Consider the following 11,965-nt stretch of genomic DNA (forward strand, 5'->3'; position numbering starts at 1 on the left):
GTTTAAGGCAAGATACAAAAAAGCGTCACAACCTTTACCAGGTCTACGGTAGTTTAACGCAATTTCAGAAGGCTTGAGATGCTGCCCATCGTTAGCTAATCATGAATTGATTATCAATGAGTGTCAATGAAGACACAATTAATCAAAGATTCTGCACAGGAGGTGTGAGACGTATTGAGCCATCTCATATAAATGCCTCGTCTGCTAATTTAAACGAGTTCAATTGCTTGCCACCGCCTTGCACCATCACCCACTTTTTGATGCGAACCAAATTAGCACCTTGATAAATGGTAGAACTTTTACTACCTTTGATGCGTTAACAAATTAGAAGTCCAATGAAGTCAAAAGAGTTGCACCGCCTCATTGAACAAGCAGGGTGGGTGTGTATCCGGGTGACTGGGAGCCATTATATCTACAAGAAGGATGGCAGGGTCTTTCCAGTCCCGTTTCATGGCTCTAAGGAGGTAGGCACAGGACTTGCAAGTAAAATCAAGAAGGAGATGGGGCTTTAATCCCCCTTACAGTTACAGTCGAAGCAGTTAATAAGATGGAGCAGGTAAAAATCATAATCGAACGAACAGACGACCTCTACAGCGCGTACGCAGAAAACGTGGAAGGTGTCTATGGTGGCGGTGATACCGTTGATGAAGCTTTGCAGTCCGTGATGGAGACCATACGGTTGATAAAAGAGTACAACACCCCGGAAAATGTGCCCGATGTGCTAAAGGGCGATCACGGGGTTGTTTACAAGTTTGACACTGTCAGTCTTTTAAGCTACTACAAGGGCATCTTTACAAACGCTGCGTTGGAGCGAATAACAGGAATCAACCAGAAGCAGTTACAGCACTACGCATCGGGATTGAAGAAGCCCCGTAAACCTCAGGCCGAGAAAATAGAGAATGCGCTGCATAATTTAGGCAAAGAGCTGCTGGCGGTACACTTATAGCGCTGGCCATGAAACAGCAAAAGCCCACCCTGCAGGAGTGCGGGGTGGGCTTTTCGTTTGCCTGCGTTATGAATCAATATCTGTGTCCTACATTGTAAGCTCCGCCCTTACGACAACCCTTTATTCAAATCGATACCTGATTACGAACCACCGTCGGACGGCAGGGCCAAGCCTGTACGGGACTGCGTCACCTTCCCATGATATATACTTACCACGGCGCAGTTAGTCGCTCAGTTTCCTCAAATCCTCCATGAAATGGTTCGAAATTTGTCCGTTCAAGAGCACAAGTACAATTTCAGGCGTCAGTCACTGCAGAAGTGGCTGACGCTTTTTTATTCATCTACAATCAAAATCAAGCAATTTCGTACCGAACATAACACTCATCACTAAACATATAATATTAATATAGTCATATTTAAATCATAATCAATGTTACAACAACAAGGTCACAACAAATGTCTGATTAATCAATTTATGTTAAAGGGCATATCTTAACCTACTTTGTGTATAGTTAACTGAATATCATGCGCATAAAAGCTATCGTACGAAAAGGCCATATGAAAGAGATAGATGAGCAAGAGGACCTGCTCTACTGGCTCAGCCGCTCCCCTAAAGAAAGAATAGAGGCGGTCACCTTCATCATTTCCCAGTTTCTCAAGCCGAGGCAAAGGATGGACAAAAGTGCTGTGACCAGAAGAAAGCTTTCTCATGGTCTTAGCTAGGGATTTCGAGGAGTTCATCGGCCTGCTGAACAAGCACGGTGTGGAATATCTGGTGGTAGGGGGCTGCTCCACTTTTGGTTAGCCGATATAGGCCGTTCCAACTCCCTGCAGCAGCATATTCGCTCTGCAGTATTATATCATTTCCGCTATTGGTTCTCTATACCTTATAGGCTATAACCTTATACACTTACTCAAGATTATACCCTATAAGGTATAATTATTTTCTGGTCATACTATTTTATACCCGATAAGGTATAAGATAACAATTTTCCTTATCTTTATACCCGATAAGGTATAAAACATGTTGTTACACGAATTTGTAAAGGAGCGGCGGAAAACGGCCGGGCTCACACAGCCAGAACTGGCGGCCAAGGCAGGCGTCGGCCTCCGCTTTCTGCGCGACCTGGAGCAAGGGAAGGAAAGCCTGCGCCTGGACAAGGTGAACCAGGTGCTGCAGCTCTTTGGCTATCGGGTAGGCCCGCTGCCCATCAACCGAAACGAACTACTACAATGAGGAAAGCAGAAGTCAAATACATGGACAATACAGCCGGCTGGCTCACACAGGATGAAACCGGGTACCACTACACCTATGACGCGGCCTATCTCCGGTCGAAAAACCCGGAGCCTGTCAGCCTGACCCTCCCCCTGCGGGAAGAACCTTACGATGACCGGGTGCTGTTCCCTTTCTTCGACGGACTGATACCGGAGGGCTGGCTGTTGGACATAGCCGAAAAGAACTGGAAGCTGAACCCAAGAGACCGGATGGGGCTGCTGCTGGCCTGCTGTAAGGACTGCATAGGCGCTGTAAGCATTCACCCTGTGGCAGCAGAGGAGGCTGAGTCATGAGCAAGTGCCTGTTCTGTTACCAGCCCCTGCCAGGAGGAGAAGCAGACTTCCATCCGGCCTGTAGCAGAAAGCTCTTTGGCCAGGCTACCGCTCCCATCCTGCCTTACACCGAAGAACAGATGGAGGACCTGGCCAAGCAGACAATACGAAGCCAGATCGCGGTGACCGGCGTGCAGCCCAAACTCTCGTTGGAACTGGGCCCCGCGGAGAGAGAAGGAGAGCCAAAGCGCCTCACGATCGTAGGGTTGTGGGGAGGCTATATCTTGAAGCCCCCGAGCCAGCACTACCGGAATCTGCCGGAGGTGGAGGACCTGACGATGCAACTGGCAGCGATCGCTGGCATCGCGGTGGTGCCACATAGCCTGATACGCCTGCAGTCTGGCAGCCTGGCCTACATTACCAGGCGCATTGACCGTGCCCGGAAGGGCAAACTGCACATGGAGGACATGTGCCAACTCACAGAGCGGCTGACGGAGGACAAGTACCGGGGCTCCTATGAGCAAATCGCCAAGGCCATTCTCAGATACTCAGCCAACCCGGGTCTGGATGTGGTTAACTTCTACGAGCAGGTGCTATTCTCTTTCCTGACGGGCAATGCCGATATGCATCTGAAGAACTTCTCTCTGCTCCACCAGCCCGGCTTGGGCCCGGTGCTTGCCCCGGCCTATGATCTTGTGGCAACGGTGCTGGTGAACCCGGCAGACGATGAGGACCTGGCGCTAACGCTCAACGGCAAAAAGAAAAGAATCAACCGCAAGGATTTCACTGCGGCCCTTAGCTCCTCCATGCTCAGCGAAAAGCAACAGGAGAACATGTTCGGAAAGATGAGGAGAGCAAAACCAAAATGGCTTGCCTTTATTGATCTCAGCTTCCTGAGCCAGGATCTTAAGTCCGCCTACAAAAATGTGCTGCAGATGCGGTTCTCCAGGCTGGGGCTTGATGGGTAATATGCAAAGGGAAGAAGTTCACAAAGAAACCAACTCAACAGGAAGCTTCTGAGATCCTGATCCGGCCCAGGCAGTCCTGCCCCACTGTGACTGGACAAAAACCTTAGACACTTAGCTTCCTCAAATCCTCCCTAAAATGGTTCGAAATTTGTCCACTCAAGAGCACAAGTACAATTTTAAGCGCTAGCTACTTAAAGGTGGTTAGCGCTTTTTTGTTTGATGGGCTTTTCTGAGACCTTCTACAGGAAATAACTATTTATTGAAGAGATTGCGAGTGCGATCACATAAATCAGGAGTAACCATCTAAAAAGTAGCTTCTTGTTGACGAAACGCTTTAAAAACGGGTAAAACAGAAAATATACAATGCCTATGATGATCAGAATGTAGAGGAGCGCTTTTAACAATTTTAAATGTAATTTTATTAGATCGCAGCTAGGGCATCAGAGACGAATCTGATTAGGCAAAGGTATAAAATTGGCCAGCTAATCCCTACCTCAGAAAGCGTACTATTCTGCATTTACAGGCAGTAAGATTTTTTGATTTATGCAGGAAAACACCGTAAACAAACAACACGACCTACTGCGTGTACTCACACTAAAAGATGCGGTGGGAATTGGGCTGGGGGCCATTATCGGGGCAGGTATATTTGTTGTGACCGGTGTGGCGGCTGGTCTGGCCGGACCGGCCTTTCTAATCGGGTTACTATTTGCAGGTATAATTGCCGGCTTCAATGCGCTGTCTTCTGCCCAGTTGGCGGCCGTATACCCGCACTCCGGAGGTACTTATGAGTATGGCTACCGGCTCCTTAACCCTACGCTCGGTTTCGCGGCCGGCTGGATGTTCCTGATCAGCAAACTCTCGGCAGCCTGTGTTGTCGCCATTGGTTTTGGTAGTTACTTCTACCAGCTTATACCTGTCTTTTCTCCTTTAGTCCTCTCGGTACTGGCTGTGCTCCTGCTGACGGTGGCTAATTACTTCATCAAAAAAGCCGGGATGCTCAATCTTGTCATTGTTTCCATTACGCTTATTTCGCTGCTATACCTGGTGTTCAGCGGTATACCTGCTGTCAAACAGGAGAACTTTCAGCCCTTTGCCCCTTTTGGGATGGCAGGTATAGCCGAGGCGGCCGCACTGCTGTTTTTTGCTTTTACCGGGTATGCCCGCATTGCCACGTTGGCTGAGGAGGTTCGCGAACCTCATAAAACGATTCCCCGTGCTGTTATCATCACCATTGTTTCTGCCATCGTGCTGTATGCAGCCGTTTCGCTGATAGCAGTTGGTATAATTGGCACGGAGCGTATGGCCGACAGCAAATCGCCTTTGCATGTTGTGGCAAATACGCTGAGTACGCCAGCGATCAAAACCGTGGTCAAGATTGGCGCATGTACGGCTATGCTCGGGGTGCTGTTAAGTCAGATTTTGGGGATTAGCCGGATGATGCTGGCCATGGGAAGACGGCACGATCTGCCGCCGGTGTTTGAGCAGGTATACCACCGCTTTAGAGTCCCGCATGTAGGCGTACTTTTCACGGGAGCAATCATTCTGCTTCTGACCCTAGTGGGCTCTTTCGAATTTATTCTGCGTTCCGCCTCTTTCACGATTTTGCTATACTACAGCATCACTAACATCGCTGCTTTAAAACAACTAGGTTCGGAGCAGATCTACGGCAGGATCATACCAGCACTTGGACTTATTGGCTGCCTGGCCATGTCTGTGGCATTACCACTCCAGGTAATTCTTTCGGGCCTTAGCTTGCTGGTAGTTGGATTTATGATGCGTTTTCTGTTTCATAAGGTATATTCTTAACCCGCTAGAAAAGCAGATTATAAAACCAGTGAATAACTCAGGTATAGGCGAAAAAATAGTCTTGCGGCAAAGCCGTGATTTTGCTATGTTGCAGAAAATTATCGGGGTGTAGCGTAGCCTGGTATCGCGCCAGCATGGGGTGCTGGAGGTCGTGGGTTCGAATCCCGCCACTCCGACTATTAAAAATGCCTTTTACAGCGTGTAAAAGGCATTTTTAATTATAAAATACTGACGCAAGACGTTCAAAAATCAACTTAAGCTTCTTAAAAAAAAAACAGTCCAAGCGCTCGTTTAAGTATATTCTTCTATAATATTTAAGCACTTATTATCCCGCCATCCCTACTTAACTATTACTTACTACTCATCATTACATTATTCAATTAACATAGAAGCCTGATAGATAATCTGCATATAATAATAGATATATTATATTTGCTATTCATATAAATCTTAGTCGTATTTAACTAACTCTCTTCACACAAATGAAAACAAAACTCAGCCTATTTATTTTGGCACTTCTTCTATTTGCTTGTAAGAAGGACGAGCTGTGCACGAATGAAAGCTACTGTGCAGAGATTGATGGAAAGAAGTGGTCCCCAGTCGATGATGGAGACCCTCAAACTGGAGGCTCGCTTATAGTTCATTTAATGCATGGAAACAATCTCTGGATAAGAGCAACAAACCAACTTGATTCCTCCATTGTATTTTTTGGAATTGTGGACAGCGTAAATCTAATTCGTGAAGGCTCCTATGTTTTAAATGGGAAAGGTGGAGATCTGCCTGATGGCCTTCGGAACGGCGGGTTTTACCTGAGCGCATCTGGTGAAGAGTTTATGACCGACTCCACCTATACTGGTTTGGTAACGGTGACAAATATTGACAAGGTCAAAGGACGGATATCAGGAAACTTCTACTTCAAAGCCAGAAACCCAATTACTGGAAAAATAGCAGATATATCCAATGGCTCATTCAATACATTTTACTGGAAATATTAGTGCTTAATTACCATTAGTCAACAAGTAAAAGACACCCTTGCGTCAGTTTCTGCGTCACTTGACCTTGCGTCAGTATTTGCGTCAGTGGCATGCAAAAACCTCGAAATTTTAGCTCAAACCAACATTTAACCAGCGCTTCTGAGGCAATTTTACAAAGCATAGATTGGTGGTATTTGCGTTCGAATCCCGCCACTCCGACAAAAAAGGGCCTTTACAGCATGTAGAGGCCCTTTCTACTGACGCAAAAGTGACGCAAACTGACGCAGCTTTTCAGGCAAAATCAGCCTCTGTGAGACTGTAAGTCACTTTTCTACATATCCAAGCACTTGAAGTGGTGTTTTTCACCTCGCCAATCCTATGGAATTACCAAGCAAGACGCACCTAATTTTAGTATTTCTTCTTATATTCATTCTTTTAAAATAAGAGACAACTATACTCCCAATATCTGGACTAATTACGTATTGCCACTATGATAGTGTAGTATCCATCAGGCATTTCTACAATTGCTTGCTGCACAGAAAATGCTAGAACAAGATGCCGATATGAAAAGGTCTCACTCACATAGGGAAACTAATTTCGAAGCAGCAAAAACGACTAAAATTGATGATGAAAGCACTCTGATGGCTTTTATATAAGTTGAGTTCCCCGAATAGAAGTGGGCAATTAATTACATTGTATATAAATAAATAGGTCAATATGGAATTAGTATCAGGAATACTATTGTGGCTCAGCGATGTATTGGGTATAAAATGGGTCAAAGAAGAGACCAACAAATTTAGAAAAGTGGTTAAGGCGGTTACTTTTCTATTAGTGGGAATTATTTTAGTGATTATGTATTTTGCACTGTTTGGCTGAGTCAAAATTTGATATCTGTCATCAGGTGCCACACTATTACCAAACCTGCACACGAAAATTCAACCAGGGTGCAAGTATTTATGTCGTTAAGGCTAAGTGCAACAGCGACACAATGCATATACAATAGCGCTCAGTTTTGAAAGTGTGATGCAATAGAATTACGTTTGACAATACTCCCGATTGTGTATTCAATAACATGAGCGCTATCGAGCACACACTACCGTCAAAAATCACCTTTCTTCACTTACTGCGTCAGTAGCGCTTGCGGCAGAATCTACGTCAGCAGGGGCCAAAAACATCGAAATTTTAATAGAATAAAACATTTTACCTGTGCTTCAGAGTCAATTTCACAAGGTGTAGATAGCTGATATTTACGTTCGAATCTCGCCATACTAATTAACTCAAGTTGCGTGATAGTGCAGGCGGTATAAAACAAAAAAATCTGTTCTGCCAGTGGCCGTGCTTACGTTTTAAAGTTTGCAAAGACTCTTAAACCGTAACAGCCATGAGAGAACAGACCATTACAATTTACTGCTTTATCGATGATTTCTTCCATGCCACGGGCAGAAAAGATGACGCCCACTGCAAAATAACTGACGCCGAGCTGTTGACCACGGCTCTGCTCTCAGCCCGCTTCTTCTACGGCAACCTCCACTCGGCCTACGGCTACATGCAGGCCCACCACGGAGTCAGGCACATCGACAAGTCGGGCTTCGTGCGCCGCCTGCACAGGCTGCAGCCCCAGCTGCTGGCCCTGTTCACTGCCTTGGGCCGCGTCATCAAGGAGCTTAACTGCTCGTGCGTCTACCTGATTGACTCCTTCCCCGTCCCGGTCTGCGATAACATCCCCATTCCCTGCTGTCACCTGCTCGAGAGCGAGGCCTACCGCGGAAAGTGCGTCAGCAAGCGGCGCTACTTCTACGGCTTCCGCGTCCAGGTCGTCACCACCTCGGACGGGGTGCCGGTGCAGTTCTACATCCATGCCGGCTCCTTTGCCGACATCACCGCCTTTAAGGCCATGGAACTCGACCTGCCTCAGGACAGCCAACTCTACGCCGATGCCGCCTACACCTGCTATGAGGTGGAGGACCTGCTGGCCGAGTGCGAGCAGATCGAATTCCGCTGCTGCCGCAAGTCCAACAGCAGGCGAAAGGACGAGCCGCACAGGGCCTTTCTCAAGGAGCACTACCGCAAGCGCATCGAAACCTCCTTCTCTGGCATCACCGGCTTCTTTCCAAAGAAAATACACGCCGTCACAGCCCAGGGCTTCATCCTCAAACTCATCCTCTTTATCTTCGCCTATACCCTAACCCAAGTCATCGAGTAGCTCGCAACTTGAGTTAATTAAGAAATAGTCCTTACAGTTTGCTGCAAGGACTATTTTTAATTAGATATCATACTACTCACGACGGAATCTCCCCCACCAGTCGCGCTATACCTTTCTCTATTTGCTCGCGCAGTTTTTCAGGCTTATCGGAAATAATCCGCTCTGCGGTACCTTGCCACACCATTTCGTTCTGCACAGGATCTACCAGGTGCACCGACACCGTTCCGACGCTATACCGTCCAACTTCTACTTCTTTGCTTTGCCAAGTATAGCGGCGCTGCCCCATGTAGCGGGGTGGGTCCGTTATAATGTTCGTTTCCCTCGTCTGCACCTGCCTGTCTACTACTATACCTAAGTTGATCAGTAAGTCAGCTTCATCTGCAGACGGCGCCTGATTCAGACCGCGCTGTTCTAACTGCCGGGCAAGTTCCTGCTTCAGGAAGTGCACATGCGCCTGGTAATCAGGCCCCATATCCTCTACATCAGATTCCACTTCCATAAAGGCAAACTGACGGTAAGTATCCAGGGCAAAGCCAGGGGCTGGTTCGGTGTGAACACTGGTAGCAGGGCTGCAAGCCGACAGCAGTAAGAGTAGCAGCAAAGAGGTATAAGACAACAGGTTTCTCATTTTAAAAGCTTTGGGTCTTCACTCAAATAATTACGATATATACGTACACAGTAATCTGTGATGTGTGTTTCGAATGCAAAATTTATACCTAACTTAGCACTTATCTTATTACAGGATTCTGTCTGTAGCATAAATATTCAACAACCTTATAACCATACGGCCACAAGCTACGTTTTGCCCTACCATGAACACCACAGCACAAGTACTAGAAAAAAACAAAGAGCGCATCCTGGAAAAATGGATGCAGAATCAGTTGTCTGATGCAGCACTGCGTGATGACCTGATGACAAATGATGAATTGCAGCGTCAATCAAGAGAGATGCTGGACGGCCTGCTCCGAGCTGTTTCCAAAGGCAATTACGACAACATTTACGACACAGAATTTGAGCAGGTAACAGATACACTTCGCGATATTTCCATCACCAGAGCAAGACAAGGGTTTAGTCCACGCGAAACCGGCGCCTATGTGCTGAGCCTGAAGCAAGCAGTAATTGAGGTATTGGTTGAACAGCGGAAGGATGACACAAGCATGCTCTACCAGGAAATCATGCAGCTTAACAACCTGCTCGACAACCTGAGTATCCTCACCTTCGAAACATTCATCAAGGGGCGTGAAGAAGTGATTCTGCGACAAACGGATGAGATCAGTGAAATCTCTACGCCCGTTATCCGGGTATGGGATGGTATTTTGGCCCTGCCAATCATCGGTACACTGGATAGCGCACGTACACAGGTTGTGATGGAAAACCTGTTACAGGAAATCGTGAATACAGGCAGTAACATCGCCATTCTGGACATTTCGGGCGTACCTGCTGTGGACTCACTGGTAGCACAGCACCTGATCAAAACAGTAAGCGCCACCCGCCTGATGGGTGCCGAGTGTATTATCAGCGGTATTCGGGCTGAAATTGCGCAAACCATTGTGCACCTGGGCATCGACCTATCCAACATCAAGACCAAGGCCAGTCTGGCCAGTGCACTGCATCTTGCCTTTAGCATGACCAACCTGGAAGTGCGCCGCACAGAGCGAAACAAAGGCCTGAAACTAATGCGCTAGTACGATGGAAAGAATACCAATTTTAAAAATGGGGCCTTTCCTGTTGGTTACCATTCAGATCGACCTCTACGACAGGCTGGCCCTGACACTCGAGAATGACCTGATAAACATGGTAAGCCAGACCGGAGCACGAGGCGTTTTAATAGATATTTCCGCGGTAAGCATCGTAGACTCATTTATGGGCCGCATTTTAGGCAACATTGCCTCTATGTCGCGCATTATGGATGCCGAAACCGTAGTAGTAGGCATGCAGCCCGCTGTAGCCATTACACTTGTAGAACTCGGCCTGACCCTGCAAGGTGTATACACTGCCCTAAACGTAGAAAAGGGCATGGAATTACTTAACACTAAACTAGGCGATAACCTGGAACTAGACGACGACGAGGAGGAAGACCAGGATGATCGTAATGACTAAGGACACGATGGAGATCGTGCGCGAACAGGATGTGGTACCATTCCGCAACCGCGTACGCGAATTTGGCACCCGCATAGGTATGAGTTTGGTTAACCAGACCAAGCTGATTACGGCGGCGAGCGAACTGGTGCGTAATATGCTTAAGTACGCCAGCGGAGGCAGAGTTATACTCGAAGTCATCAGCCACAATGCCAAAACAGGTATAAGACTAACCTTTCAGGACGAAGGTCCAGGTATAGCAGACATCGCCATGGCCATGCGCGACGGTTTTTCTACTGGCAGAAGCCTCGGGCTTGGACTGCCCGGTGCCAAGCGATTAGTCAACGAGTTCGACCTCAAAAGTAATCCGGGAGTAGGCACCACCGTTACCGTCATCCACTGGAAACATGGACGTTAATCAACACTACCGCTTCGCAGTACCCGACCGGAGCTACGCTAGTCTCACCAAAAAAGACATTACACGCCTTGCCGAGAGCTTCGCCTTGTCGGAAGGAGCCGTAGGCAAGGTCAATATCATTGTGTCGGAGATGCTCACCAACCTGGAGAAGCACACGACAAATGGTGGCGAACTGCTCGTGAAGGCCATTAGTAAACCCATCAAGGGAATCGAGATCATCAGTCTCGACAACGGACCCGGCATGGCTGATCCTGAACGCATGTTGGAGGATGGCGTATCGACGTATGGCTCAGCTGGCGAGGGCCTTGGTGCCATCAGGCGGCAGGCTGATGTTTTCGATCTTTACTCTCAACCGCAAGTAGGCACGGTAATCGTGACCCGGATATACAAATCGGCTAAGGCTATACCTGCAGCACGGCGCTATGAAATTGGCAGTATCCTGGTGCCTAAACCAAAAGAGGTGGACTGTGGCGACGGGTACGCTGTGATACATCACGACCGGGGTGCCTACCTGCTCGCCCTCGACGGGCTCGGACACGGTACGCATGCAAAGGAGGCGGCACAGCTTGCTGTCCAAACCTTCTGCGAAAACCCTATACCTGATCCGGCGCAGGCCTTGCAGGTCATCCACAATGGCATTCGCCGTACCCGGGGTGCGGTGGGCTTTGCTGCCAGCATCGACTTCACTCAGAACAAATTCACTTACTGTGGCATTGGCAACATTTCCGGCAAGCTGTTCTCCATGGAAAGTTCGCTGGGTAGTTTGTCTTACAAGAATGTCATTTCTTACAATGGCATACTCGGGCATAATATTCCGGGCACTTTCAACAACCAGAGCCTGGACTGGAACCGTAACAAGGTGCTCATTGTGCACAGCGACGGACTGAAATCGCGCTGGGACCTGAGTCGCTACCCTAATCTGCACCGCCATTTGCCTACTACTATCGCGGCCGTTCTTTACAAAGACAACAGTCGCCAAACGGATGACACGCTCGTACTTGTATGTAAAGCCAAACAGTAGCCA

General features: G+C 47.8%; 15 protein-coding genes and 1 tRNA gene. 14 read left to right on the plus strand and 2 right to left on the minus strand.

Annotation, left to right across the window (positions count from 1 at the left end; all coding sequences use genetic code 11):
* The first annotated feature begins 335 nt into the window (after positions 1-335).
* Complete coding sequence (locus K3G39_RS21130; RefSeq protein WP_220625066.1) at positions 336-512, plus strand: type II toxin-antitoxin system HicA family toxin; 177 nt, start codon at positions 336-338, stop codon at positions 510-512.
* A 35-nt stretch (positions 513-547) separates the two neighbouring features.
* On the plus strand, positions 548-946 hold the full coding sequence (locus K3G39_RS04980) for a type II toxin-antitoxin system HicB family antitoxin (protein ID WP_220625067.1): 399 nt from the start codon (positions 548-550) through the stop codon (positions 944-946).
* A 491-nt stretch (positions 947-1,437) separates the two neighbouring features.
* Here the strand turns inward: K3G39_RS04980 and K3G39_RS04985 are convergent, their stop codons facing one another.
* Positions 1,438-1,656, minus strand: coding sequence for a hypothetical protein (locus K3G39_RS04985; RefSeq protein WP_220625068.1), 219 nt, complete (start codon positions 1,654-1,656; stop codon positions 1,438-1,440).
* 313 nt (positions 1,657-1,969) lie between these two features.
* Between K3G39_RS04985 and K3G39_RS04990 the strand changes: the two genes are divergently transcribed.
* The 8 genes from K3G39_RS04990 to K3G39_RS05025 all read left to right on the plus strand — a co-directional run bounded on the left by K3G39_RS04990 (position 1,970) and on the right by K3G39_RS05025 (position 8,444).
* Complete coding sequence (locus K3G39_RS04990) at positions 1,970-2,182, plus strand: helix-turn-helix transcriptional regulator (protein WP_220625069.1); 213 nt, start codon at positions 1,970-1,972, stop codon at positions 2,180-2,182.
* Positions 2,179-2,514, plus strand: coding sequence for a HipA N-terminal domain-containing protein (locus K3G39_RS04995; protein ID WP_220625070.1), 336 nt, complete (start codon positions 2,179-2,181; stop codon positions 2,512-2,514). The genes K3G39_RS04990 and K3G39_RS04995 overlap by 4 nt, the downstream gene beginning before the upstream one ends.
* On the plus strand, positions 2,511-3,461 hold the full coding sequence (locus K3G39_RS05000; protein WP_220625071.1) for a HipA domain-containing protein: 951 nt from the start codon (positions 2,511-2,513) through the stop codon (positions 3,459-3,461). The genes K3G39_RS04995 and K3G39_RS05000 overlap by 4 nt, the downstream gene beginning before the upstream one ends.
* 543 nt (positions 3,462-4,004) lie before the next feature.
* Positions 4,005-5,267 (plus strand): APC family permease, encoded by a 1,263-nt coding sequence (locus tag K3G39_RS05005; RefSeq protein ID WP_220625072.1) that lies wholly within the window; start codon positions 4,005-4,007, stop codon positions 5,265-5,267.
* A gap of 102 nt (positions 5,268-5,369) precedes the next feature.
* Positions 5,370-5,443: transfer RNA gene (locus tag K3G39_RS05010), tRNA-Pro, on the plus strand.
* Positions 5,444-5,749: 306 nt separating this feature from the next.
* Positions 5,750-6,262: a DUF6252 family protein gene (locus tag K3G39_RS05015; protein WP_220625073.1), complete on the plus strand. Its 513-nt coding sequence runs from the start codon at positions 5,750-5,752 to the stop codon at positions 6,260-6,262.
* A gap of 696 nt (positions 6,263-6,958) precedes the next feature.
* A complete protein-coding gene (locus K3G39_RS05020) occupies positions 6,959-7,117 on the plus strand; it encodes a hypothetical protein (protein ID WP_220625074.1) in 159 nt (52 codons plus the stop codon).
* 505 nt (positions 7,118-7,622) lie between these two features.
* On the plus strand, positions 7,623-8,444 hold the full coding sequence (locus K3G39_RS05025) for an IS982 family transposase (RefSeq protein ID WP_220625075.1): 822 nt from the start codon (positions 7,623-7,625) through the stop codon (positions 8,442-8,444).
* 76 nt (positions 8,445-8,520) lie between these two features.
* Here the strand turns inward: K3G39_RS05025 and K3G39_RS05030 are convergent, their stop codons facing one another.
* Entirely contained in the window at positions 8,521-9,072 is a 552-nt protein-coding gene (locus K3G39_RS05030; protein WP_220625076.1) for a DUF4136 domain-containing protein, read from the minus strand.
* Between the two features lie 184 nt (positions 9,073-9,256).
* Between K3G39_RS05030 and K3G39_RS05035 the strand changes: the two genes are divergently transcribed.
* Genes K3G39_RS05035 through K3G39_RS05050 form a run of 4 tightly spaced genes read left to right on the plus strand, consistent with a single transcriptional unit; the run spans position 9,257 to position 11,962 of the window.
* Positions 9,257-10,129, plus strand: coding sequence for an STAS domain-containing protein (locus K3G39_RS05035; protein WP_220625077.1), 873 nt, complete (start codon positions 9,257-9,259; stop codon positions 10,127-10,129).
* 4 nt (positions 10,130-10,133) lie between these two features.
* On the plus strand, positions 10,134-10,544 hold the full coding sequence (locus K3G39_RS05040) for an STAS domain-containing protein (protein WP_220625078.1): 411 nt from the start codon (positions 10,134-10,136) through the stop codon (positions 10,542-10,544).
* The gene (locus tag K3G39_RS05045; protein ID WP_220625116.1) at positions 10,537-10,941 is read left to right on the plus strand and encodes an anti-sigma regulatory factor; all 405 of its coding nucleotides are present in this window, start codon (positions 10,537-10,539) and stop codon (positions 10,939-10,941) included. The genes K3G39_RS05040 and K3G39_RS05045 overlap by 8 nt, the downstream gene beginning before the upstream one ends.
* Positions 10,931-11,962: a stage II sporulation protein E gene (locus tag K3G39_RS05050; RefSeq protein WP_220625079.1), complete on the plus strand. Its 1,032-nt coding sequence runs from the start codon at positions 10,931-10,933 to the stop codon at positions 11,960-11,962. Before K3G39_RS05045 ends, K3G39_RS05050 begins: the two co-directional genes overlap by 11 nt.
* Positions 11,963-11,965 lie beyond the last annotated feature (3 nt).

The sequence above is a fragment of the Pontibacter sp. HSC-14F20 genome, from assembly GCF_019599265.1.
Taxonomy (GTDB): Bacteria; Bacteroidota; Bacteroidia; order Cytophagales; family Hymenobacteraceae; genus Pontibacter.